15 protein-coding genes are annotated in these 25906 nt (G+C 65.7%); 4 read left to right on the forward strand and 11 right to left on the reverse strand.

Annotated features, from left to right (window positions below):
* Positions 1-14 precede the first annotated feature (14 nt).
* The 7 genes from AC54AF_RS07250 to AC54AF_RS07280 all read right to left on the reverse strand — a co-directional run bounded on the left by AC54AF_RS07250 (position 15) and on the right by AC54AF_RS07280 (position 17421).
* Positions 15-8633, reverse strand: coding sequence for an SdrD B-like domain-containing protein (locus AC54AF_RS07250; RefSeq protein WP_496635996.1), 8619 nt, complete (start codon positions 8631-8633; stop codon positions 15-17).
* Between the two features lie 899 nt (positions 8634-9532).
* The gene (locus AC54AF_RS07255; RefSeq protein WP_496635997.1) at positions 9533-10933 is read right to left on the reverse strand and encodes an efflux transporter outer membrane subunit; all 1401 of its coding nucleotides are present in this window, start codon (positions 10931-10933) and stop codon (positions 9533-9535) included.
* Positions 10930-12093 (reverse strand): HlyD family secretion protein, encoded by a 1164-nt coding sequence (locus AC54AF_RS07260; protein WP_496635998.1) that lies wholly within the window; start codon positions 12091-12093, stop codon positions 10930-10932. Before AC54AF_RS07260 ends, AC54AF_RS07255 begins: the two co-directional genes overlap by 4 nt.
* Positions 12080-13774: an MFS transporter gene (locus tag AC54AF_RS07265; protein WP_496635999.1), complete on the reverse strand. Its 1695-nt coding sequence runs from the start codon at positions 13772-13774 to the stop codon at positions 12080-12082. Before AC54AF_RS07265 ends, AC54AF_RS07260 begins: the two co-directional genes overlap by 14 nt.
* Before the next feature lie 208 nt (positions 13775-13982).
* Positions 13983-16394 carry a catalase gene (locus tag AC54AF_RS07270; RefSeq protein ID WP_496636000.1) on the reverse strand — a complete coding sequence of 804 codons (2412 nt, stop codon included), beginning with the start codon at positions 16392-16394 and terminating at the stop codon, positions 13983-13985.
* Between the two features lie 241 nt (positions 16395-16635).
* Complete coding sequence (locus tag AC54AF_RS07275) at positions 16636-16989, reverse strand: ElaB/YgaM/YqjD family protein (protein WP_496636001.1); 354 nt, start codon at positions 16987-16989, stop codon at positions 16636-16638.
* Positions 16990-17253: 264 nt separating this feature from the next.
* Positions 17254-17421, reverse strand: a complete 168-nt coding sequence (locus tag AC54AF_RS07280; RefSeq protein WP_496636002.1) for a hypothetical protein — start codon at positions 17419-17421, stop codon at positions 17254-17256.
* A gap of 164 nt (positions 17422-17585) precedes the next feature.
* Here AC54AF_RS07280 and AC54AF_RS07285 point away from each other — a divergent pair, with 164 nt between their 5' ends.
* From AC54AF_RS07285 to AC54AF_RS07295, 3 genes are all read left to right on the forward strand, one after another.
* On the forward strand, positions 17586-18560 hold the full coding sequence (locus tag AC54AF_RS07285; protein WP_496636003.1) for an alpha/beta fold hydrolase: 975 nt from the start codon (positions 17586-17588) through the stop codon (positions 18558-18560).
* 160 nt (positions 18561-18720) lie between these two features.
* Positions 18721-19449, forward strand: coding sequence for a sensor histidine kinase (locus AC54AF_RS07290; protein ID WP_496636004.1), 729 nt, complete (start codon positions 18721-18723; stop codon positions 19447-19449).
* An 8-nt stretch (positions 19450-19457) separates the two neighbouring features.
* A complete protein-coding gene (locus AC54AF_RS07295; protein WP_496636005.1) occupies positions 19458-20105 on the forward strand; it encodes a response regulator in 648 nt (215 codons plus the stop codon).
* Between the two features lie 24 nt (positions 20106-20129).
* On the opposite strand, the gene AC54AF_RS07300 is transcribed toward AC54AF_RS07295, so the two are convergent.
* Together AC54AF_RS07300 and AC54AF_RS07305 are read right to left on the reverse strand one after the other, a co-directional pair.
* Positions 20130-20411: a XapX domain-containing protein gene (locus tag AC54AF_RS07300; protein ID WP_496636006.1), complete on the reverse strand. Its 282-nt coding sequence runs from the start codon at positions 20409-20411 to the stop codon at positions 20130-20132.
* Positions 20412-20484: 73 nt separating this feature from the next.
* Positions 20485-21171, reverse strand: a complete 687-nt coding sequence (locus tag AC54AF_RS07305) for a hydrolase (protein WP_496636007.1) — start codon at positions 21169-21171, stop codon at positions 20485-20487.
* A 198-nt stretch (positions 21172-21369) separates the two neighbouring features.
* Between AC54AF_RS07305 and AC54AF_RS07310 the strand changes: the two genes are divergently transcribed.
* Positions 21370-22002, forward strand: coding sequence for a response regulator (locus AC54AF_RS07310; protein WP_496636008.1), 633 nt, complete (start codon positions 21370-21372; stop codon positions 22000-22002).
* On the opposite strand, the gene AC54AF_RS07315 is transcribed toward AC54AF_RS07310, so the two are convergent.
* Both AC54AF_RS07315 and AC54AF_RS07320 read right to left on the reverse strand, forming a co-directional pair.
* Positions 21976-25050 (reverse strand): sensor histidine kinase, encoded by a 3075-nt coding sequence (locus AC54AF_RS07315; RefSeq protein WP_496636009.1) that lies wholly within the window; start codon positions 25048-25050, stop codon positions 21976-21978. The genes AC54AF_RS07310 and AC54AF_RS07315 overlap by 27 nt on opposite strands.
* 8 nt (positions 25051-25058) lie before the next feature.
* On the reverse strand, positions 25059-25757 hold the full coding sequence (locus AC54AF_RS07320; RefSeq protein WP_496636010.1) for a YoaK family protein: 699 nt from the start codon (positions 25755-25757) through the stop codon (positions 25059-25061).
* Positions 25758-25906 lie beyond the last annotated feature (149 nt).

Genomic DNA, 25906 nt, shown 5'->3' on the forward strand with positions numbered 1-25906 from the left:
GGTCATTTTCGGTTTCATTGTGCGCCCTCGATCTCGATAACGAGGGGATATTCGTTGTGCAGTGCCTGCCAGCGCGCCTGCATCTCGCTTGCGATCGCCTTGCTGCGGCGCTGCGCCAGCGCGGCATCATCACCAGCGGCATACGCGATGCGCAGTACCGATGGCTTGGCGCGCAGGCTGGCCAACAGTCCTTCGATGCGTCCGGCCCATTCCGCCTGCAAGGCCGTTTCGCCCGCAACGAATGCAGCATCGCGCAACTCAAGACGCACGACACGGTGGATCGTGGCGCCGAAGTTCAGCTTGACCACCTTGCCTCGGGTCAGGCGCACATCGCGCGGATTTTCCGTCGTGACGCGGTAGCCGCTCGGCAGGGTACGGTCGTCAAGCTTCATGACGAAGTTCGAACCCCGGTCCGCATTCGGAATCGCCGGACAGGCCACGTGGAAGCGTCCTTCCGCATCCGTCGTCACCAGCAAGCCGCGCGCCGTAGCCATGCGCACCCCGGCAATGCCCGCTTCGCCTTCATCCTGATAGCCATTCGCGTTCTGGTCATCGAATACCTTGCCGATGATGTCGGGACAATCGAAAGTGGCATCCGGCACCACCCGCACCGTGGCAGAAGCCAGGTTGGAAATACGCGTCCCGCCTGTCGCTGCCCAGGCCTGGTTGACGTATTCGCCATCGCCGACACCGCTGCCCACCATCAGCAGCAGCTTGTAGGTCTTCTTCTCCTTCGGCGCGAAACCGCTTTCCTTCCAGCGCAAGCTGCGGCCATCGATGACAGGTTCCACCTGCACGCCATTGCGGGTAGCGCTGCCGACGCGGTACTTGAAGCCGGCCGGTATCAGGTCGCGCACTTCCATCGCCCCCAGCGTTGCCGCCTGCGGATTGCTGGCCGTGATCGTGTACGGCACCAGGTCGCCGCGCGTGACGTTCAGCATCGGTGTCGTTTTCGTCACCATGATGCTGTCGCTACCCAGCGGGTCGAGCGGAATATGATTGTTCAGGATCGGTGCCGAACCGCCATTCGTGATGACGAAGCTCAGGTAATACTGCGTGCTCCTGGCGCCTCCGGCGATCAGTCCGGTGCAGTTATTCGGATCGAGCTCCATCTTCGTCGACAAGGCTGGCGCCAATTCGCTGGCCTGGATGAAGGCGGGATCCGGCACCAGGCCCACCGTCAATGGTCCCTTGCAGGCCGGCAGGCTGCCTGACGGCGCCAGCAGGTAGTTCGCCGGCGCCACCACACTCAGCGTATACACGCCGCTGGGGAAGCCGTTCTGCAGCAGGAACTGGTACATGCCGTCGCTGCCGACGGTTTGCGTCTGCTCGGCAACGCCACCCACCAGGTGCGTGGCGCTGTCGAAACCGGCAGGGCCGCTGATCGACACCACGGCGCCGGCCACCGGCTTGCGCGTCACGGAGTCGTACACCACGCCGGCCGGATCAAGCGGCAAATTCTGCTCGACGACACGGTCGCCGTCATGCAAGGTCAGGTTGGTGATGCGGCTGCCACCTGGCACCACCACGCCTTCGCCTCCCGTCGAAACGGGCACGTTCGGCATGTTGTTGCCATCCTTGAGGAAGGTGATCGCGTAGCCGGTACCCGTCGGCAAGCCGCTCGCCTCGTAGCCGGGGCAATGCAGGTTGTCGAACTGGTAGAAGCCTTTCTCATCCGTGATGGCGCGGCAGATCAACTTGCCTTCCTGGTGCAGTTCGGCCGTCCAGCCAGCCACGCCAGCCTGGCTGCCGTCGAGCGGACGCACACGGCTGCCGTCGTAGTTCAGCCATACGTAGCCGTTGATGATCGGCGGCTTCAATTGCGGTATGCCCTTCTCGCCGAACAGATAGCCGCGCATGTCGTCGCCTGCCGCCAGCCTGATGCCGGTGATCGTATCCTTGTTGCCCACGCCGACAGGCTTGCTGGCGTTGGCCGCACCAACCGATCCTGGCAGCACTACCGTCTTGCCATCCACATAACCGGCCGGCTGCGTTTCCGTCAGGGTATAGCCGGTGGCGTCGCTGACTGGCACCGTGTCGAACAGATAGCTGCCGTCGGCACCGGTCAGCACGCTCAGCTTGACCGGCTTGCCATCGACGGACGTGCCGCTCAAGACCAGCGTCACGCCGGCAATGCCTTGCTCACCATCGTTCTGGACACCGTCGTTATTCAGGTCGGCATACACCACGCCACCGAGCTTGCCCAACATATGGCGTTCGCCAAACAGGTAGCCGCTCGCCTGCGTCGCCACCGGCAACACGATATCGCTGATCGTATTGTGTTCTGGCGCAGCGCCGAAGCTGGCGTTGTTCACCTTGCCGCCGGCGCTACCGGCCGTTTCGCGGCCGTCGAGATACACGGCAGGCTGGCTTTCCAGCAGGCTGTACGTACCGGCAGGCAAGCCGTCGAAGCGGTATCCGCCATCGCTTCCCGTCATTACCGTACGGGTAAAACCGTTCGCGCCGCGCAAGGTGACTTCAATCTCGGCGATGCCCGCTTCCCCCGCGTCCATGGCGCCGTTATCGTTCAGGTCGTGATACACGGCACCGCGCAACGACGACACCTGCTCGCGGAAATCATAGCCGCCGCCATTGCCCTGCGGTGGCAGGACGATGGCGCTGATCACATCCACCACGCCGGTACCGACCGGTTTGCCGTTGATGCTGCCGACAAAAGTACCCGTCGCCCCCGGATAATTCCCCAGGCCGGCAGGCTGCGTTTCAGTCACCGTGTAGCCGCCCGGACCCGACGGATACAGGCCAGGGAAAGTGTAGCTGCCATCGGCGCCCGTGACGACGCTGACATTGACCGGCTTGCCGTGGCTGTCGGCGCCACTCAGCGTCAGGCTCACGCCAGGCAAGCCTTCACCCTTTTCGTAACTGCCACTATCGTTCGCATCGCCGTACACGCGGCCGGAAATACTCGCCGCCAGCAGTTCGCCGAAGTCGAAACGCGTATGGCTCTTTGCCGCATCGAATGGAATGCGCGCAATGGCGTTGGCCGTGCCGATGTCGCAGGCAGGATTGGCGCAGGATGCGGCGCCGTCGATCAGGCCCTTGCGCTGGCGTCCGTCCAGATAGGCGGCCGGCTGCGTTTCCACCAGCGTATAGCCGGCCGCATTCGCGTGCGGCAGGTCGCGCAAGCTGTAGCTGCCGTCGGCGGCCGTGATGGCCGTGCGGTTGACCGGCGTGACGCCGTCGCGGGCGATGCCGGACAGCGTAATCGTGACGCCGGCAATGCCCGTCGTTTCCGCCGCGTCGCGCACGCCATTGTCATTCGTGTCGAGGTAGACGGCGCCGCTGATGCTGCCTGTCTTTTCGCCGAAGTCATAGCCGCTCAGTTGCGCGCCCGGCGCCAGCGCGATGGCGCTGACGACGTTGGCCACGCTGGCATTGCCGCCGCCGTTGCCGGCCACCTGGCCCGCATCGGCGTAGTTGACGGGCTGCGTCTGCGTCACCGTGTAGCTGCCGGCGAGCAGGCCGTCGAAATGGTAGGCGCCGTTGGCGTCCGTGAGCACTGTCACCGGACCGCCTGCGCCACCCGTCAATGTCAATGTCACGCCCGCCAGCGGCGTGTCGCCGCTGCTGGCCGCGCCATTGCCATCCACGTCGAGGTAGACCTTGCCGGCGATGCTGCCTGTCAGTTCGCCAAAATTGTAGTCACGCGCGCTGCCGCCGTTCGGCAGCACGATGCCGCTGAACTGGTCGAAACGGGGCGCGCTGCCGCCGATACGGCCTGTCGCGACACCATTGACGCTACCCACGCTTTCCGCGCCATCGAGGTAGGCGGCAGGCTGGATTTCGACAACGGCATAGCCGCTGCTGTCGCTTTGCGGCAGGCCCGTGAAGCTGTAGGCGCCGTCGGCCGCCGTTTGCAGCGTGCACAGGGCAGGCACAATCACGCTGCAGACATCGAAGCCGTCAGCCGTGCTACCCGACAGGGTGAGCGTCACGCCGGCGATGCCCGCCTCGCCCGCATCCTTGCGGCCGTTGCGGTTCGCGTCGACATACACGTAACCGGACAGCGACTGCGCCACGCCGCCCGCCGCGCCTGGCGCCTGGCCGAAATGATAGTCCGTCGCCGTGGCACCGGGCAGCAGCACGATGGCGCCAGCAGTCCGGATAGCCGCACCCGGCACGCCGGTGCCAGGCACGCGCACCGCGCCGCCGATCAGACCACCCAGGCTGCCAGCCTGCGCACCCGTGTGATACAGGCTGGCCGGCGGCGCTACCATCACGGCATAGCCGGTGGCCTCGCTCGGCGCCAGGCCGGCGATCAGATAGCTGCCATCGGCCGCTGTCTGGAAGGCGCAGCTCGGCACGGCGCTGGTCGGGCAAATGGCATTGCCCAGATGATCGTTGCCGCTCAGGGTCAGCGTGACGCCAGCGACGCCCGTGTTTTCACCGGTCTGGCGCAGCGCATCGCGGTTGCTGTCCATGTAGACGCTGCCGGCAATCGACGCCAACGCCAGTTCGCCAAAATTGCGCTCGGTGTAGCTCAGGCCCGGTTCGATGCCGCCGACGATGATGCCTTCCGGCGCCGCGCGTCCCGCGCTGTTCGCCACCACATTGCCGGCACCGTTCTGCTCCTTGCCATCCGCATAACCGGCAGGCTGGGCCAGTTCGGCAAGCGTATAGGACTCTCCCAGACGGCTTGGCGGGACATTGGTAAAACTGTATTTGCCATTCGCGTCGCTGGTGACGGTGCAGGCACTGCCCATCGCGGCGCACACGTCGGCGCCCCAGAAGGTCAGGCCGGACAGCTTCACCTGCACGCCGGCGATGCCGTTTTCGCCCGCTTCGCGCAAGCCGTTGTTGTTCTTGTCGGCGTACACGTAGCCGCTGATGGCCGCATGCGCGTATTCCTGGAACAGGTAGCCGGTCGCTGCGGTATTCGGCGCCAGCACGAGCTGGCCGATGGTGTTGTGCGCCGCGCTGGCAGAGCAGTTGACGCCGCCGTCGCAGCTGGCCGGCGGCGGCGTGCCGCCTGCCGTGCCCGCGACTTCAAACAGGTCGGCATAATTGGCCGGCTGTGTCTCGACGAGGGTGTAGCCGCCGGCTGCGGAACGCGGCAGGCGGTCAAACAGAAAGTCGCCGCTGCTGGTATTGAGGGTCAGCGGTGCGCCCGCCGTGCCGATATCGTTGCCCCAGAAATCCTGGCCGTACAGCGAGAATGTCACGCTGCTGGTGATTTTTTCACCGGCATCCATGCTGTTGCTGCGGTTTGCATCGTTATAGACAGCGCCGGCGATGCTCGACTTGACGATCTGCACGTCGACGCTGGAACTGTTGTTGCCGGCATTCGGATCGCGCGAGGTACCCGGCGTCGGCACGATGCTGGCGGTATTCGTGATATTGCTGGCGAACGGTCCCGCATAGGCCGGGTATGGCGCCTTCACGGGGATGGTGATGGTGACCAGATTGGCCGTGTCAGCTGCGCCGGACGCAATCGGCAGCACGCCCAGCGTGCAGGTCACGGTGACCGGCGAACCACTGCTGACGCAGTTGTTCAAGGTCAGCGGAGCGCCGGAGCCGAGGCGCGCCGTCGGTGCGGCCGTCAGCACGAAGCCGGCCGGCAGCACATCGGTGACAACCGTGCTGGCCGCAAGGGCGGGACCCAGATTCCCCACGACCAGGGTGTAGGTAAAAGGCTGGTTGATGCTGAACGGCGATGCGGGCGACACGGTTTTCGATACCAGCATCAGATCCGTCTTCGGCAGCACGGTGGTGGTTTCCTCCACCAGGTTGTTCGTCGCCAGCTTGTCGCCGGCAAACGGCGCCGTACCCGTTTCCAGCGATTCGACGCTGGCGCTGATCTTGTAGGTGATCGATCCCAGCGGCGCGTTGCTGACAGGCCCCGTATCGAATTTCAGGCCAAAGACGCGATTGACGCCGCTGGCCAAGGTGCTGCCGCCGCGCGAGCTGGCCAGGTAGCACACCACATTCGTGCCGGCGCCGCCAGGCTGGCTGCACGAGGCGCCGGCCGGCAAGACGCTACCGGCGGCATTCCACAGCATGGTATACGGCACGGCCGCGCCGTTTTGCGGCGGCGGCACGGGAGTCACGACCAGCTTCAGGCCGGTGGCCAGCGAAGGTCCATTGTTTTGCACGCTGACCTGGTACAGCAGCGCATCACCGAACGGGCTCTGTTCGTAGCCCGTATCGACGGCCGACACACTCAGGTCCAGCTCCTTGCTGATCACGGTGACCGTGGTGCTGTTGCTGTCGTTGGCCGCATTGCTGTCGTCGGTCGTCGTGCTGATGGTGGCGCTGCTGGCATAGGTCGCGTCGAGCGCATCCGGATACGGGAACACGGGAATGACCGAGAAGATCAGCTGGCGCGTCTCGCCGTCGCTGAGCGCAAAGTTCCGGCATTCGATGCCAGACTGTCCCGCATACGGCGCGCCGCCGAAGGCGGGCACCAGCGTGCATTGGGCAGCGCTGCCCGCGATGCTGGCCGAGCCGGCCACATAGGCCATGCGGGCCGGATCGATGACCTGGCGCAGCACCACATTGGCCGCGCTGCTGGGCCCATTGTTGCGGATCGAGGTGGTGTACACCAGCGGCACGCCAACGCGCACGGGGTTCGGCGCACCGGCCATCGCCGTGACGCCGACATCGGCCTGCGGCACCACGGCGACGGTGGCGCCGGAGCTGTTGTTGGCCGCATTGGTGTCGATGGCATCCGGGCTCGATACCGTGGCGGTATTGAGCAAGGCACCATCCTTCAATGGGCGGTTGAGCGTGATGGTGATGGTGCGCGACGCGCCATTGGCCAAACTGAGCACGGTACACTTCACGGTCGAGCCGAAACTGCAGCTTTCGCCGGCGATGGCGCCTGCCAGCACGGCGCTGCCGCCCGTCGTGCCACCGCTGCCGTTGTACCAGTGCGGCAAGGCATCGACCACTTTGACGGTCGGTGCGTGATCGGGACCGGAATTGCTCACCGTCAGGGTATAGCTGAAGGTAGTGGACGCGGCCGGCAAGCTGGCCAGGGACGCCGTCTTGGCGATGGCCAGGTCGGCGTTCAGCGGCGTCGATGTGACGCTGGCGGTGGCACAATTGCCCGTGCTCGCATTATCCGGCGGCTGGTGCGCCGACCCGGCGGCCATGCCGGTGCAGGCGGTATTGCTCAAGGTGCCAGTAAAACCGGCTTGCGCGCGCGTGGTCAGAACCAGGGCAGGCAGTTTCGCGCCGCGCGCCAGGCTGCCAGGGATCGTGTAGGTACAGGTCACCAGTTGCCCGGCCACGCTGCATGTCCAGCCGGTGCCGCTGGCGCTGACATAGCTTTCTTGCGACGACAGGGTATCGGTCACGGTCACGGTACCGCTGGCGGCACTGGTGGAGGTGTTCGCATTGGTGACCGTGATGGTATTGGTGATCAGGCCATTGGCTGCGACCAGTCCTGGCGACTTGCTCTTGGTCAGGGTCAGGTGGGCGAATGGCGCGACGATGGTGTAGGTGGCCGAGGCCGGATTATTCAAGCCATCGAGCGGCGCACTGCGTGCCACGTCCACGACGTTGGCGCCGCCAGTCGCACCTGCGGCGACGGTCAGCGGAATCAGGAACTTGGTAGAAGTGATGCCATACGCCAGCGCGCCGACACTGCAGGTGATCGTCCGGCCAGCCTTGGCGCAGCCGGCCGGCAAGGTGCCGATAATGAAATCGCTGGAAACCGTCGTCTTTACGGTGACGCCGCTGGCGTCCTGCGTGCCGCTATTGACGGCCCACAAATTCAGGCTGACCGCCTCGCCTTCCGTCAACGAGCTCAGAGCGCTGGCGCTCGACACCAGGGTTTGCCGGGCGTCGAGGTCGGTGCCCGGCTTGACCGTGACGATGACCTGGCTGGGCCCATTATTGCCGTCTTCCGGATCACCGGTCTGCAAGTCGCTGGAGGCCACCGACGCGCCGTTGGTGATGGTGCCGGCAATGCTCTTCACGATGCGTCCGCCGATCGTGATGGGAGGAGCCTGTTGCCCGACGCCGATGGCCGCGCCGCTGTAGGTACAGGTCAGCACGGTGCCCGAACGGGCGCATGTCCAGCCAGTACCTGACGCCGAGGCATAGGTAAAATCCGCGCTGGCCGGCAAGTTATACGTCACCTTGAATTGCGAGGCGCTGTCGGGACCGGCATTCGCCACGTCCACCCGGTAAGCCACCGTTGCGCCGGCCTGTGCAGTACAGGCCGCAGGGCAACCGCTCAAGCCGGTCGTGCCGCTGGTGGCGACGCTCAGGTCCGCCCCCTTGATGACGGTGACCGTCTTGATCGAATCGTTGTTGAAGCTGTTACCGTCCGTGTCCACGTTGGCGAGAGACACGCTGGCCTTGGTCACCACGGCAGAAGCCGTCGACCCGGTACCGCTGAAATTTACCGTCCAATTCGCTGTCTTGCTCAGTCCGCTGCGCGTGCAATTGAGCAGTTGCGGACTGGCCGCCAGATTGAAGGCACAACCGCTTGGCGCCGTGCTCGATGCAAAATGCACATTGACAGGCAGTTCCACCGCCAGGCGCACGGTGCCCGTGGCATCCACCAGATCTTCATTGTTCGTCACGACCACCGAAAAGCTGGCCTTGCCGCCGCGCGGCACGGGGTCCGGCGTTTGCAGATAGGCGGAAACGGACAAATCAACCATCGCGGCCGATGCCGCGCCCGACCCGCCAAGGGTACAGACGCAAACGATCAGCCATAGCAGCCGTTGCAGGAGACCGCGCGGCCCTCCCCGCTTGCAGGAGTTCAGACAGGACAAGAAAGTTCGCAAAAAGGAGGACATAGGCATGGCGGTCGTCAGGAGGTTGTGCGGTGTGCTGCAACGGCACTTCCGGCCCAGAAAAAATAGCGAACAGCCTGTTTTTTCACCTTCCTGGCATGGCAAGGCGGCACGAAAGTCAACAAATATTCAATGTGTGATTTTCACAACATTGATGATTTGCGACATTCTCGTGTATTTTTTGATGCATTACAAGCAACGATAATATCAAATAATTAATAAAATGAAAATTTGCAAGAAAATACAAAAATTTCCTAGAAGCACTTGCGCCCAAGATAACAAATGTGTCTATTTTGTTATTTTTCAAAATTGGTATTGAGATCGATTCCGTGGCCTGATGCCCGGGCAAGGCAGAAAAGAGCGCTAAAGATAGCAATGTCGCGCAATGTGTCGCTATGTACGCTACCGTACATAAAAGAAGATGAAATGTTTTTAATATGACACTCTCAATTTCCCTTAAGGCAACATTTATTGGTATCACAAACGATACGCATTGAGAATCACACAATAATTCTATGTGGAAATTTTTTGTGCGTATCAGATTGAAAATGATGTTGTATAAATACAACTGAAAATAATCGGCGGCGCGCCGTCATGGGCAGGGCGATGTTTGCAGAGAGAGGAGGCAAGAGTGTACTGATACAGCAAGCACCCCGGAAAAACCGGATGCCACGGGCAACAGGCAGGCAGCGGCAAGCTGCCGACCGTAACAGCAATGAGGAAGGTGGCCCAGCAGATGAATCCATCCACTGCCGGGACAGGCTCTAAGGGTGGGCAGCCGCCGACCAGCCGCCGCCCATGGCACGGTACAAGTCGACCGAGGCGACGAGGATGCGTGTCTTCAGCTGCAGCAGCCCCACGTCGGCGCTGTACAGGGTACGCTGGGCATCGAGTTCTTCCAGGTACGAAGCGTAGCCATTGCGGTAGCGGTTGTGCGCGATGCGCAGGGTATCAAACGCCGTGGCGCGGCGCGCATCATTTTCCACGGCTTGCTGCCGCAGCCGGTAGATGGCGCCCAGGCTGTTTTCCGTTTCGGCGAAGGCATTGCGCACCACGTTTTCATACGCGTACACGAGCTGGTCGCGCTGCGCGCCGGCCGCATCCGTCTGCGCCTGCACGCGGCCGCCATCGAACAGGGGGCCGGCCGCCAGCGCCGTCAGGCGCCACAGGGCCGTCGGCGCATGCAGGAAATCGGTGAGGGTTGTGGCCTGCCCGCCACCCGCCGCCGTCAGCTTGAACGAAGGCAGCAGCTGGTCGCGCGTGGCGGCCAGGCTGGCGTTGGCGGCCGCCAGCTTGTGTTCCGCGCGCGCGATGTCGGGGCGCCGGCGCAGCAATTCGGACGGCAGGCCGGCCGGCACGCCAGGCGCCGCCAGCTCGGCCAGGGGCAAGCCGCGCGCGATGGGGCCGGGATTGCCGCCAACGAGGACGGCCAGCGCGTTTTCCTGCTCAAAGATCTGCCGCTGCAGCTGCGGCACCTGCTCGGCAGCCGCATGGTACTCCGACTGCGCCTGCAGCCATTCCAGGCGCGAACTGTAGCCCACCTCGAACTGCTTGCGCGCCAGATCGCGCGACTGTTCGCGCAGCTGCAGGGTCGATTGCGTCAGCGCCAGCTGCGCGTCGAGTCCCCGCAGATTCAGGTAACTCGTCGCCACGCTGGCGGCGATCGACAGGGCCGCCGCGTCGAGGCTGGCCTGCTCGGCACGGTAGCTCTCGCCGGCGGCATCGCTCAGACTGGCCAGCCGGCCCCACACATCGATTTCATAGCTGGCCTGCAGTTCCGCCTGGAAGACATTCGTCACATACGGCTTGCCGCTGGACGCGAGGGTGCGCGTGCGCGTGGGCGAACCGTCGAAAGCCAGGTTGGGCGCGCGGTTGGCGTCGGCCTGCGCCAGGCGCGCGCGGTATTCCTGCACGCGGGCGCGCGCCACGCGCAAGTCGCCATTGCGCGCCAGCGCCTCGCCCACCAGATCACTTAAAACGGGATCGCCGAACGCATGCCACCACAGCTGTTCCACCTGTGTACCATGCGCGGACGCTGCGCCGCCCTCGCCTTGCGCGCGCCAGCCGGACGGCAGTTGCAGCGATGATGGCGGCTGCAAAGGCGCCTTGGCGGCGCAGCCGGCCAGCGCCAGCGCGCCGGCCATCAGCAGGAAACGGCGCTTCATGGCCTGGCCTTCTTCGGCGCAGGCGGTGGCGCGGGATTGTCCGCCGAGTCGTTCAGCACGGCCGACGTGTCGACGCTGACCACCACCGACATGCCCGGCACGAGGCGGCGCGCATTCGCCTGGCCCGCATCGATGCGGATGCGCACGGGAATGCGCTGGGCGATTTTGAGGTAATTGCCCGTCGCATTATCGGCCGGCAGCACGGAAAATTCGGAACCGGTAGCCGGCGAAATGCGCTCCACCTGGCCCGTCAGCACGGCGCCGTCGAGCGCGTCGACGTGGAAGGTGGCGCTCTGCCCTTCCTGCACGCCGTTCATCTGCGTTTCCTTGAAATTGGCGATCACCCACATCTGGCGCGGCACCAGCGCCATCAGCTGCGCCCCCGAATTTACGTACGCGCCCTGGCGCACCGTCACCTGGCCCAGCTGGCCATCGGACGGCGCCACGATGCGCGTGTTATCGAGGTCGATCTTCGCCGCCTTGACGGCCGCCTGCGCGTTCGCCACGGCCGCTTCCAAAGCCTGCTTGTTGACCACCACGCTATGCACGCTTTGCTGCGCGATGTCGAGATTGGCGCGGGCCTGCGCCAGCGCGGCGGCCATCTGCGCCTGCGTGGCGCGCGACTGGTCGTGTTCGCGCTGCGACAACGAACCATCGGCCACCAGCTGCTCCACGCGATTCAAATCGGCGCTGGCCTTGCGCGCCTGCGCTTCCGCGTTGGCCAGCGCAGCTTCGCTGACGGAAATGCCCGCCTGCGCGCTGGCTTTCTGCTGCGCCCAGTTCGACAGGGCCGCCTGCTGCGCGGCCAGCTGGGCCTGCGCCTGCTCGTAGCGCTGCTGGTAGATGCGGTCGTCGATGCGCACCAGCAGCTGCCCCTCCTTGACGTCCATGAAGTCCTGCACCGTCACCTCCACCACATAGCCCGACAACTGCGTGCCGATGATCGTCACCTGCCCCCGCACGGTGGCGTTTTCCGTCGTCACGATGGGGCTGGTGAACGGCGGCAAACGCCACGCATACAGCACGATCAGCACGCCCACCAGGGCCACAGAGGCAAAGGCCAGCGCGGACAGCCACTGGTGGCGCCGGTCCGGCTGCGCCGTTGAAGGGGCTGCGGGTTCGGTGGGAGGTGCTGGCGGCGTGGTGTTATTTTCTGTCATTGCTCGGTTCCGAATTGGTAATGGGGACGATGGCCATGGCCGTCTGCGCATCGCGCACGGGGCCGGCCAGGCGGCGCGCGCCGGTGGTGATGCGGGTCCAGGACTGGCTGAGCAGCATCCAGATCAAGGTGGCGATGGCGACGCCGGCGATCATCAAGAACACGTCGTTGTAGGCCAGCACATTGGCTTCGCGCGTGGCGATGGCGCCCAGGCGCGCCACGCCCTGGGCGCTGCGCAAGGCGGGGTCCGTCAGCACGCTGCCATAGCTTGCGGCGCCCGACTGCACGCGCGCGGCCACTTGCGGGTCGAGCATGCTCAGGTGCTCGACCAGGTAGCTGGAATGGTATTTTTCGCGCGCCGTCTGGATGGTGCCGACGATGGCCGCCCCGAGCAAGCCGCCCAGGTTCTGCGTCATGGTAAACATCACGGAAAAACTCACCAGGTTGCGCGGTTCGGCGATCACGGCGCCCATGCCGGCCACCATGGTGGGACCGAGGAAATACGTGCCGCCAAAGGCCAGCAGGAACTGGCTGACATACATGTTGACGGGGCGCGTCTGGCTGGTGGCGTGCGCGTCGATCATGGCGCCGGCCGCGATCAGCAGCAGCGCGAACATCAGCGAGCGGTTCAGGGTGGCCGGATTGATCGTCAGCGCGCTGACCACCAGGCCGGCCACGCTGCCCAGGAGCACCACGATGAACAGGTTCTGCATCTGGTCCGTGTTCAGGCCCAGCGCCTGCAGGAAACCGACCGCCCCCGTCGACTCGGACAGCACGATGCGAAACAGCAGCACGGACAAAAACAGCTTGGCGATCTTGCCCGTGGTGAGCCAGCGCGTGTTGAGCAGGGGGCGCGCGCGGTTATGCTCGATGGCCAGCGAGGCGGCGATCAGCACGATGGAGCCTGCCAGGCACACGCCCACCCACTCGGACTCCATCCACCACGCCGTACGCCCCTGCGCCAGCACGGCGCACAGCAGGGCCACGCCGGGCGCGAACAGGATGAAGGTGAGGAAGTCGAGCGGCTCGAACGTCTGCACCCGGTCGCCGGGAGGCAGTTTCAGGGCCAGCACGCAACCGAGCGCCAGCAGGGCCAGCCCCAGCTCGAACAGGTACAGGCCGTGCCATTCGCCGATCTGCAGCAGTTCGGAAGTGAAGATGCGCGCCAGCGGCAAGGCCAGCTGGGCAAAGCCCAGGCCCAGTACCACGCCTTTCAGGCGGTGCCGCGCGGGAAACGCCTGCAAGGTGTAGTACAGGCCCAGCACGCCCAGCGCGCCGCCCACCATGCCATGCGCGGCGCGCACGGCGATCGCCGACGGCAAGGTATTCGCATACAGGTGGGCGAAGGTGACGAGCGCGTACAGCACCAGGAACGCTTCCGTAAACAGGCGCAAGCCGAACTGCTGGCGGAACTTCACCAGCAGCAGATTCATCGAGACGATGGTCATCACGTAGGCGGCCGGCAGCCACTGCATCTGGTAGGCATAGGCGGCCAGCGAACCTTGCAGGTTCAGCAGATTGGCCGTCACCAGGCCGTTGCCCAGTCCCCCCGTCAGCGCGACGATCAGGCCGACGATGAAATACGCGACACGCTTGGGCGTCGAATGTTCGGGCATCGATGGCGACCCGGGCAAGGTCGGGCGTTCGCCCGGCCCCCAGGTGCGAGGTGTGTACTTGTCCATGCGGTAATCGCGATCCGGTTTGCTGAAGCCGTTCTTTGCTGCTGCTTTGCTTCTTTCAAGCAAATAGTTGCAAATGAACAGTTCTCATGCGCAGCATATCACCGCAGGACGTTTTTATTGTTTACATTGTTGCATGGCGTTGCGCAGGCAGGGAAAACAGGATATGCAACGGGACCGGCGGGTCCCGTCCATGCGCCGATGCTGCCACTCACACCCGCGGCGGGTCCGTTTCGCGCGCAAACGCCCGGTGCGCGGCCAGCGCCTTCTTGAACGCGGCCACGGCATTCACCACGTCGCCGGAAGGCGCGACGATGATGGCGGGATCCGGCTTGCCATCGGGCAGTGTCACCGGCACACCAGCCTTGTCCAGCAAGTCCTTGCCGGCGCCGATGGCCAGCATCGGCTTGCAGTGACGGCATTGCAGGCGCAGGAAGTCGAGCGCGTTGGCGTCGCTGCCCAGCTGCTGCGCGGCGCCCTGGCCGTCCGCCACCACGACGGCATCGAACAGCACGGACGGTCCCGCCTCGAGCGAGATTTCCACGTCGAGCGGCACGCCGCCACTGGTGTCGACTTTGCCCAGGTGGCTGCCCACCAGGCGCGGCACGGCGCCGTCGGCCAGCAGCGAGGCATAGATATTGCGCACCTGCGCGCCATCGCTGCCCGGCCCCACCAGGACGGCTACGCGCAGGGTATGGATGCCCGTCTTGCCGGGGCGGAAAAAGAGCGACAGGGCCGGCGATGGCGGATACGCCGGCAACGGCTGCAGGGAGGCGCGCGGCATGACGGGCGGCAGCGCCAGGCCCAGGCCATCGGCCAGACGCTGCGCCAGGGTCTCGTCGACATTGCGCAGCATGGCGACGATGCGCTGGCGGATCGCCACCGTCTGCACCTTGCCCAGCTCAAAGCGGAACGCATGCACGATATGGTCTTGCTCGACCGGCGTCTGGCTGATCCAGAACAGGCGCGCCTGGCCGAAATGCTCGGCGAACTTTTCGGGCTTGCCGCGCACCTTGTCGCCTTCGGCGGAGGCGGGGAAACTGTTGAAACCCTTCGCGCCCGCCTGGAACGGACAGCCGCCCGCCAGCGAGTTCGGTTCATACGCGACCCGGCCCCGGTTGATGGCCTGGCGGTGGATGCCGTCGCGCTGGTTGTTGTGCACGGGCGCCAGCGGCGCATTGATGGGAATCTCGTGGAAGTTGGCGCCGCCCAGGCGCGTCAGCTGGGTATCGACATAGGAATGGATACGCCCCTGCAGCAGCGGGTCGTTGGAAAAATCGATGCCAGGCACGATGTGCGCCGTGCAGAACGCCACCTGCTCCGTCTCGGCGAAAAAATTGTCGGGATTGCGGTTCAAGACCATTTTGCCGACGGGGACCAGCGGCACCAGTTCTTCGGGGATCAGCTTGGTCGGATCGAGCACGTCGAACGGAAACGCTTCCGCCTGCGCTTCCGTGAACACCTGGAAGGACAGCTCGTATTCGGGATACGCGCCGCATTCGATGGCTTCCCACAGGTCGCGCCGGTGGAAGTCGGAATCGGCACCGCTGATCTTGACGGCTTCGTCCCACACGAGCGAGTGCGTGCCGGCCATCGGCGACCAGTGGAATTTGCAGAACACGGACTGGCCCTTCGCATTCACGAGGCGGAAGGTATGCACGCCGAAGCCCTGCATCATCCGATAGCTGCGCGGGATGGCGCGGTCCGACATGGCCCACATCAGCATGTGCGTGATTTCCGGCGACAGCGAGGCGAAGTCCCAGAAGGTGTCGTGCGCGCTGGCCGCCTGTGGCATGCCATTGTGCGGCTCGGGCTTGACGGCGTGCACCAGGTCGGGAAATTTCATCGCATCCTGGATGAAGAAGACGGGAATGTTATTGCCGACCAGGTCCCAGTTGCCCTCGTCCGTATAAAACTTCACGGCGAAGCCGCGCACGTCGCGCGCCGTATCGGTCGAACCGCGTTCGCCGGCCACCGTGGAAAAACGCACGAAGACGGGCGTGCGCTTGCCCGCCTTGGCGAACGGCGCGGCGCGCGTCAGCTTGCCTTGCTCCTTGTAGCATTCGAAGTAACCGTGGGCGGCCGAACCGCGCGCATGCACTACGCGCTCGGGGATGCGCTCATGGTCGAAATGCGTGAGCTTTTCGCGCAGGATAAAATCTTCCATCAGGGTGGGGCCGCGCAAGCCCGCCTTCAGCGAATTCTGGTTGTCGCCCACGGGCACGCCCTGGTTGGTCGTCAGCACGCAGCCGCTATCGTCGCTGCGGGCGCCATCCAGCGAGCTATTCAGCGCATTCTCGCCCAGCGCAGGCTGGCCTTCGCCCGTCTTCGGAGACGCTGTCGTTTCGTCCGTGGTGCTGGCCGTGGCCAGCGGTTCGCCGGCTGCCACATGCACGCCTTCGACCGGCGTGCGCGCCGCCTCGCCATACTGGCCGTCCTCCTTGGGATTGGCGGCCATGGCGGCGGCCAGCTGCTGGCCGGCGGCCGTCTTTTGCAGCAGCGCGCGGGTCACGTCATTGTCCGCGCCCAGGCTGTGCGGCGCGTTGCTGTCGGATGGGCCGGACATGCTGCTCAATACGGAACCCGCACCGTCCGTGGACGGCGTTTTCTTGTTGCTAGCCATTACATCTCCTGTGAGTAGTCTGCCCCGGGAAGTAACGCTACAACTCCCTCATTCAGCGCACGAACAGGGCAATCAAAATAATGATGGGAATAGGTATGCCGATCAACCACAACAAAATGGAGCGCATCATCACTCTCCTTTACTGCCGCCACTGCCTTGTGCGCGTGGGCGCTGGACCGGCCCGCCATGACGGCGTAGGGAACAGCGCCCACGACAACTACCTTCCGGCAAGGCGCAGAACTTATTTACGCGAACCGAGCAGTTTCGACAGACCATACCCGGCCGCTGCCGCAATCAGCAGGGACATGGCCGGGCGCTCGCGCACATAATCGCGGCCCGTCTCGCCAGCGCGCTGGCAGGCGGCGCCCAATTGCTTGCCGCGCGCCATCACGCGTTCGGAAGCCTTGTTGACGCTGTCGCTGACCTGGCCGATGCGCTCGCCCACCTGGTCCACGCCGTCATGGGCGCGCGTGGCGACCTTGTCGGCCAGGGGCTGGGCCTGGCTTGCCACCTTGTCGATGGTGCGGTGCAAGTCCTGGCGGGTATCCTGGACGTTGCCGTTCATATCGGAGCTGGTTTTTTCAATCGCGTTCATGATGGTTTCCTTTAACAGTGAATAATTTCAACCATGCTCGATGCCGTGACCGAATCATGATTCTCCTCGCTTCGGAGAAAAAGAAGCGACTAAACGCTGCCGGGCTGAGCCATATCAAACAGTGGATCAGCAGCAAGCTGTTGGTACTACCTTAACCGCGACAGTCACCCGCCACTGTGCGCTGCCACACCTTGAGGCCAGACTTAAATTCCTGCTGGAAATAGCAATCCCGACGGTCCGGTGGGGCGGGCGAAAATTCGTGATTTAGGCGTGCAGCCGCGCATCGCGCGTATGGCATCCCACGCCGCGGATGGCGATGGCGCGGAAGACGATGATCAGCAGCCAGCCGAAATGGCCGCCGACGATACGCCACTCAGGGTGGACGCGCAGCATCGACACGCCCAGCAGGAACAGCAAGGGCAGGCAGGCCAAGCGGGCAGAGGATTTCCGCGAACAGGACGCAGTACAGGGTGACGACACGGCCCAGGCTGGTCTTTTGGCAGAGGCGCCGGCGCGCGCAAAGGGCTAGACTCGCTGATGCCATCACTGGCCCAGGCCGTAACCGGCCCCTCCCCCATCCCCGAAGGAAATGCATCATGTCGAAGAAAATCGAAGCCGAAGAAGTCAACTCCCGCCGCAAGCTGCTCGTCAGCGTCGCCGGTGTCGCCGCCGGCGCGGGCCTGCTGGCCGCCGGTGGCGCCAGCGCCGCCGCCAAGCCTGCCGCCGCCGCCGCGCCGGGCAAGCTCAGCGTCAACAGCATCACCGTCAAGGATGGCACCGTCATCCATTTCAAGGACTGGGGCACGGGCACGCCCGTCGTCTTCAGCCACGGCTGGCCCTTGCAGGGCGACGCCTGGGAAGACCAGATGATGTTCCTGGCCAGCCACGGCTACCGCGTGATCGCGCACGACCGCCGCGGCCACGGCCTGTCCAGCCAGCCATGGCAGGGCAATGACATGGATACCTACGCCGACGACCTGGCCACCCTGCTCGACGCGCTCGACATCAAGGGCGCGACCCTGGTCGGCCATTCGACGGGCGGCGGCGAAGTGGCGCGCTACATCGGCCGCCATGGCGAAAAGCGCGTGGCCAAGGCCGTGCTGGTGGGCGCCGTGCCGCCGCAGATGGTCAAGTCGGACACCAATCCCGGCGGCTTGCCGATGTCCGTCTTCGACGGCATCCGCGCCGGCGTGCTGGCCGACCGCTCGCAATTTTTCAAGGACCTGACGGTGCCATTCTTTGGCGCCAACCGTCCCGGCAACAAGGTCTCGCAAGGCATGCGCGATACCTTCTGGCTGCAGGGCATGCAGTGCGGCATCAAGAACGCCTACGATTGCATCAAGCAGTTTTCCGAGACGGATTTCACGGCCGACCTGAAGAAAATTTCCGTGCCGACCCTGGTGGTGCACGGCGGCGACGACCAGATCGTGCCCATCGACGCTTCGGGCAAGGCGGCGGCAAAGCTCATCAAGAACGCCAAGCTGGTCATCTATGAAGGCGCGCCGCACGGCTTGCCAGCAACCCACAAGGACCGCCTGAACGAAGACTTGCTGGCCTTTATCCAGTCCTGAGCGTTCTGCGCTTTCCGCACCGCCGGCGCTCCGGCGGTGTTTCTCGCCGCCGCGCAAAAAAACCGCCCGCCTCCCCCATTCGTATAACTGCCTTGTTTGCCAAGCCGTGCATACTTGTTGCAGCGCGGCATGAGCCGCAGCGAACGACAGGAGTCCCGCGATGGCCAGCATGCACCATTTTCCTCAGAAACAAGACACCGCGCACGCGCAGCGCATGGGCGGCATGGGCGAATTTGCCGCGTCGGTCGCGCACGAAGTGCGCCAGCCATTGGCGGCCATTGCGCTCAATGCCGATGCCGCCTTGCGCTGGCTCGATCACGATCCGCCCCGCCTCGACGAGGCGCGCGCGGCGCTGGCCCTGGTCGCCAGCGCCGGCAGCCATGCCAGCGCCGTGCTGCGCAGCGTGCATGGCCTGGCCTGCAACGCGCCGGGCAGCCACGCTCATTTTGTCGCCGACGACGCCGTGCAAGACTTGCTGCCGCTGCTGCGCGCGCCACTGCAACGCCACGCCATCGACCTGGAAACGCAGCTGGCGCCAGGCCGCCCGCTGCTGCGCGCCGACCCGGTGCAATTCCGGCAAGTCCTCCTGAACCTGCTGATGAATGCCATCGAAGCCCTGCAGGGCACCAGCGGCCGGCCGCGCACGGTGCTGCTGTCCTCGCGCCTGGAGGGCGGCGCGCAGCATTTCAGCGTCGCCGACAACGGCGCCGGCATCGCGCCGCAGGCGGCCGGGCGCCTGTACCAGGCCCTGTATTCCAGCAAGCCGGACGGCATGGGCATGGGCCTGGCCATCTGCCGCCGCATCCTCGACGCGCATGGCGGCCGCCTGTGGCATGCGCCCGGTGCGCCCCACGGCACAGTCTTCCACTTCACCCTGCCAGCACCATGAGCACAGCCATGCACACACCCCGCGACGACGCCGCGCCCCCAGTCTCGCTGCTGATCGCCGACGACCACCCGCTGATCCTGGCCGGCCTGGCCTCGCTGATCGCCTCCCTGCCGGGTTTAGTCCTGCTGGGCCAGGCCGGCACGGGCGTCGCCGCCGTGGAGCTGTACCGGCAATTGCGGCCCGACGTGGTGCTGATGGATTTGAACATGCCGGAAATGCATGGCGTCGAGGCGATCGAGCGCATCTGCGCAGACGACGCGCAAGCGAAGATCGTCATCCTCACCACCTACCAGGGCGAGGACAGCGTGCACCGCGCCCTGCGCGCCGGCGCGCGCGGCTACCTGCTGAAGGATTCCGGCTTCCTGCAACTGACGCAGTGCATCGGCCAGGTGGCCGCCGGCAGGCACTACCTGCCGCCGGAACTGGCGGCGCAGCAGGCCGGCCGCATCGAGGCGAACCGCCTGTCGAAACGCGAGCACGACATCCTGCTGCATCTGTCGGCGGGCAAGAGCAACAAGATGATCGCGCGCAGCGCCGGCATCGAGGTGGGCACCGTCAAATTTCACGTGAATAATATTTTGACCAAGCTCAACGTATCAAGCCGCACCGAGGCGGCCACGGTGGCCGCCCGGCGCGGCTTGCTGGGCGCGTTCTAGCGCATCTTGCTCGGCAGGCAGGGTTCAGGCGACGCCGTCATCCTTCGGCTGCGGCTCAGCCTTGGCCTGCGTTGGCTTCGCTTCTACGCCGCTGATCTTCGGCACGCATTCGCTGCGCAGCCACGACACCGTGATGGCTTCGCCCGCCATCAGGCGCTTGACGCTGGGGACGATCTGTTCGCCGATCAGCATGCCCAGCAGGCCGATCAGGGCTATCGCGGGCGGCGCCGGCGAGCGCACCTGCAAGACGGCGTAAATGATGCCGACCAGCAAGCCCACGGCCAGCGAAATCACATATAACTTCATGGCGCATTCCTTTCGATGAAAAAAAACGCCGCGCGCGGTCAGGCGCGCGGCGCATGGCACGACCGTGCGGGGTTTACTTGGCCGGCACCGGCGCCAGCGTGGCGTGCTCGCCATGGATGCGCTGCGGCGCCTTGTGCACCATCGTGTAGGCGTAGTCGACGCCCATGCCGTAGGCGCCCGAGTGTTCGCGCACGATGGCCATGACGGCGTCATAGGTTGCCTTGTGCGCCCAGTCGCGCTGCCATTCCAGCAGCACCTGCTGCCACGTCACGGGCACCACGCCAGCCTGGATCATGCGCTGCATGGCGTAGTCGTGCGCTTCCTTCGAAGTGCCGCCCGAGGCGTCGGCCACCATGTAGATTTCGTAGTCGCCTTCGAGCATCGCGCACAGGGCGAAGCTGTTGTTGCACACTTCCGTCCACAGGCCCGAAACGACAACCTTCTTCTTGCCGTTGGCGGCCAGCGCGTCGCGCACCTTCTGGTCATCCCACGAATTCATCGAGCTGCGCTCGAGGATATCCTTGCCGGGGAAAACGTCGAGCAGTTCCGGATAGGTGTGGCCGGAGAAGCTTTCCGTTTCCACCGTGGTGATGATGGTGGGGATATTGAACGCCTTGGCGGCCTTGGCCAGGCCCACGGTATTGTTTTTCAGCGCTTGCCGGTCCATCGACTGCACGCCGAAGGCCATTTGCGGCTGCTGGTCGATGAAGATGATCTGGCAATTGTCGGGGGTAAGGACTTCCAGTTTCGGATTGGTCATGATGTCATCCATGCAGAGTAGGGTTGAGTGGGTACTGCCGTGCATCGTATGCCTGGCGGCGCGCCCGCACCACTATCTAAATATAGGCTCCCCCGGGCCATCCCCCCCTGCAGGCTGGCGAGCGCTGCGGTAAAATACCTTTTGCTCACCCTGCTCCGACGACTCTTGATCGATAACTCCTCTTTGCCTGGCAATATCATGCACAGCGATACGGCAGCGATACGCGTGCTCATCGCCGACGACCACCAGTTGCTGCTCGACGGCATCGCGGCCCTGCTGCGCGCCTTTCCCGGCGTGGCGCTGGTGGGCCAGGCCACCGATGGCCAGCAGGCGGTGCAGCAATTTGACGCGCTGCTGCCCGATGTCACGCTGATGGATTTGCAGATGCCGCGCATGAGCGGCCTGGACGCCATCGGCGCCATCCGCGCGCGCCATCCGCAGGCGCGCATCATCGTGCTGACCACCTACAAGGGCGACACCCAGGTGCTGCGCGCCATCCGCGCGGGCGCGGGCGGCTATGTGCTGAAAAGCGCGCTGCGCCACGAACTGCTGGCGGCGATACAGAACGTGCACGCGGGGCGGCGCCACATCACGCCCGAGATCGAGGCGGAGCTGGCGCTGTATGCCTGCAGCGACGTGCTGTCGAACCGCGAACTGGACGTGCTCAAGCAGGTTGCGCAAGGCAATTCCAACCGCGAAACGGGCGCCCTGCTGCAGATCAAGGAAGAAACCGTCAAGGCGCACATGAGCACCATCCTGGCCAAGCTGGGCGCCAGGGACCGCACCCACGCCGTCACCATCGCGCTACGGCGTGGCATCCTCGACGCCTGAGCGGCGCCAGCGCTGCCACCAGCGGCGCAGCGGACCGTGCTCCGCCGGCCAGGCGCGGCGCGCCGGCACCCGCAGGCGCCACTGCGTGCCGCCCCCGTCGCGCCCGCCCACCGACAGGCGCGCACCGAGCCTGGCGGCGCGCTCGCGCATGCCGGGCATGCCCCAGTGCCCGGGAATCTGCCCGTTTGCCGCCACCACCGGCGGCAAGCCCTGGCCATCGTCGCGCACGGCCAGTTCGATGCCGCCGCGCGCATAGCGCACCGCCACCTCGACCACCTGCGCGCGCGCATGCTGGAAGGCATTGCGCAGCGCTTCGCTGGCGATGCGGTAGATTTCGTGCGCGGCGTGCGCATGCAGCGGGCGCGCCTCGCCTTCCTGCGCATAGCGGAACACGATGCCGTGCTGCGCCGCCAGCCGCTCGCCTTCGCGTTGCAGGATGGCGCTCCAGCGCGCGCCGGCATCGTCCCCGGCGCGCAAGTCGTGCACGTGGTCGCGCCCTTCGCCCAGCATGCGATCGGCGTCGTCGAGCGCGCGCAGCATGGCGGCGCGCGCGGGATCATCCTCGGCGAGCGCCATGCTGGCATTGTGAAAGTGCAGGATCATCGCCTGCGTGCCCTGCAGCAGGGTATCGTGCAGCTCGCGCGCGATGCGTTCGCGCTCTGCCTGCTGCGCCTCCATCCGCGCCTGCAGGCGCGCGGCGTGCTGGCGCAGCCGCCAGCGGCAGGCGCCGTACACGGCGGCCAACAGCAGCGCCGCGCACAGGCTGCGGAACCACCATGTCTGGTAGAAGGCGGGCAGCACGCGGAACGGCAATTGCGCCACGGTGCTGGCCACGCCGTCGCCATTCGCCGCGATGACTTCGAAGCGGTAGCTGCCCGGACCCAGGCCCGTGTACTGCGCCAGGCGCCGGCCGCCCGCCTGCTGCCACTGTGTATCGTAGCCGTCGAGCCGGTAGCGGAACTGCAAACGCTCCGGCGTGCCCAGACTGGCGGCGTTGTAATGGAATTGCACGTCGCGCGTGCCTGCCGCCAGCTGCAGGCCGGCGCTTGCGGGCGGATCGACGCGCCGGCCGTCTGCCAGCAGCGCGCCGATTTCAACGCGTGGCGCCGGCAAGGCCGCAAGCGCCTGGCGCGGATCGATCCAGAACGTCGCGCTCTGGCGCGAAAACCAGATCTTGCCATCGTCCGCTTCGGCCACCGAGCGGTTGTGCAGCATGCCGATGCTGCCGTTCAAGCCATCGACGGCGTCGTACGAGGTGGCGCGCATGGCATGGGCGGCGTCGCGCAGCGCCAGGTCCACTTCCGCGGCGGGAATGTGCGCGGCGCCGCTGCCGTGATTGAGCCACAGGCTGCCGTCGCGCGCGCGCAGCAGGCCCACCACGCCCTCGGTGGCGCTGGCCGGCTCGCCGCGCAGGGTGACGAAGCGGCCGCCGCGCCACAGCGCCACGCCACGCTGCCCGCCCGCCCACACCTGCCCTCGGTATTCGATCAGCATGGGAATCTTGCCCAGGTCCAGGCCCTGCGCGGGACCGAAGGTGTGCAGCCGCCCCCGTTCCAGCATGGCGACGCTGCCATCGGCATACGATAGCCACAGGCGCCCGGCCGCGTCGGCCAGCAGCGCCAGCGGCACTTTCGCGCCGCCATCGGGCAGCAGCGGTTCGCGCCGCCAGGCCCCGTCGCGGTACTGGAAAACGCCGGCGCCGCTGAACACGCCCCAGATGCTGCCATCGGGCGCGAGCACGCCGGCGCGCATGCGCTTGACCGCGGCCGCGCCGGATGGATAGGCGACCGTGCGCAGTACGTGCCCATCCTCGCCGGCCAGCTGCTGCAGACCGGCGCGCGCCGCCACCCACAGGCCGCCCGGCGCTTCCAGGATGGCGCTGATGGGGCCCAGGCGCGGCGCGCGCAGCACCGTGCCGTCGGCCCGCGCCAGCAGCAGCGGCCCCAGGACGTCATCGCGCGACAGCCACATCGCGCCTGCCGTTCCGGTCAGCATTTCCTGGGTACGGAACACTTCGGCCACGCCGGGCGCGGCACGCGTGCGCAGGACCACGGGCGCGGCCTGGCGGAAACGGTCCAGGCCGCCGTACGTGGCAACCCAGACATTGCCTTCATTGTCGTCGCACATGGAGGCGACGAGGACATTGCTCAAGCCATCGCGCGGCAGGAACGATTCCGTGTCGCTGCTGATGCCCAGCTGTCCCGGCGCCAGCGCGCCGCCACTGCGCGTGCGGTGCAAGCCGTACTGGCTGTCGAACCACAAGGTGCCGGCGCGGTCGACCAGCATGCTGCCGCTGGTGCCGCTGGTATCGCGGTAAATCCACCGATGATCGAGCTGCTCGTAGCGTTCCAGCGACTCGATGATGCGGATGCCGCGCATCTCCAGCAAATAGATGCGGCCGTCGGGTCCCTGCTGCGGCGGCGCGCGCAGGTCAAGCCGGCCGATGGGCGGCGCGAAGCGCGACTGCGTCGCCTGCCACATGAACAGGCCGTTTTCACTGAACACGGCGATGCGGCCATCGCGGTCGGCAAATACGGCGGACGCCTTTTGCGCCGTGTAGCCCTGCGCCGGTCCCATCGCCTGCCAGCGCCGGCCATCGAAGCGCGAGATGCCGGACACGCCGGCCGCCCACACGGCGCCGTCGCCGCCGATGGCAAAGCCCCAGATGGCCCCCGCCTGCACGCCCTGCGGCTCGGCGTAATTGCGCACCACGCCATCCTTGACGTGGCTGATGCCGCCCACTTGCCAGCCTATCCACATGCCGCCGTCGGCGGCGCGCTTGAGCGCCAGCGCCACCGTGTCGGGAAAGCTGCCCTGGCGCGCGCGCACGGGCTCGAAGCGCAAGCCGTCGAAACGGCGCACGCCCGCATGCGTGCCCAGCCACAGGAAACCGTCATTCCCCTGTGCCATGACGATGATATCGTCGGGCGCGCCCTCACTGGCCGTCCAGCGCGTGTGCTGCAGCTGATGGATGCCGCGTGCGGCATCGATGGCCAGCCCGCAAGGACTGGTCAGCATGAACATCAGCCACAGCAGGAAGGCGCGCATGGCGGCTGTCAGGACACGGGCACGGCGGTCCGTCCGCTACGCTGCTCCACCACGATCAGCCCGCCCAGCAGCACCAACGGCACGGCCAGCGCCGCGAAACCGAAGACCAGGTAGCCAAAGCCGGCAGCGATGGCGCCCAGCGCAAAGGCCAGCAGCGGCCAGAAGAACTTGCCGCAGCGCGCATGGGTGGCGGCATCGGCCGCGCCGCGCAGCACGTCGACGGTGTCGAGCACGATCTGCGTCACGTTCCCCGTCATCATGGAGGTCGGCGCCAGATGCGCCAGCAGCAGACGGCTGGTGGCGCCGTGCACGCCCATGGCGGCCGTGCCCAGCAAGCCGGCGAGCATCGCCAGCGTGCCCACTTCCTTGCCGACCGGCTCGGCCAGCACGCCGAACACCATGAAACCGGCCAACAAGATCCATTGCAGCAGGAAGGCCAGCGTCAACGCCGGACCGCCGCGGCGCTCGATGGCCAGCACCATCAGGCGCGTGACGACGATGCCCGCGATAAAGGCGGGAAAGGCGAGGATTTTCAGCAGGATGGGGATGCGCGTCGGTTCGGCCAGCGCGGCGCCGATCAGCACGAAGTTGCCCGTGACATGGGCGGTAAACAGGCCGAACAGAGCGATAAAGCCCAGCGTATCGACATACCCGGCCAAAAAGCCCAGGCTGGTGCCGTATAAACGGCTGTGTGGTGCTTGATCCATGAGGACTCCCTGCGATGCGGTAAACCGCGATAAAAAATGCATCCGGACGCATGCCCAGCCGCTACTGCCGGCATGGTAATCCATGTCGCGCGCCGCCGCACCCGCCCTTGGACCAGTCGGCGCGCCGCCATACCTGATCTTTTGGCCCG

This window comes from Janthinobacterium sp. JF4, from assembly GCF_059617925.1.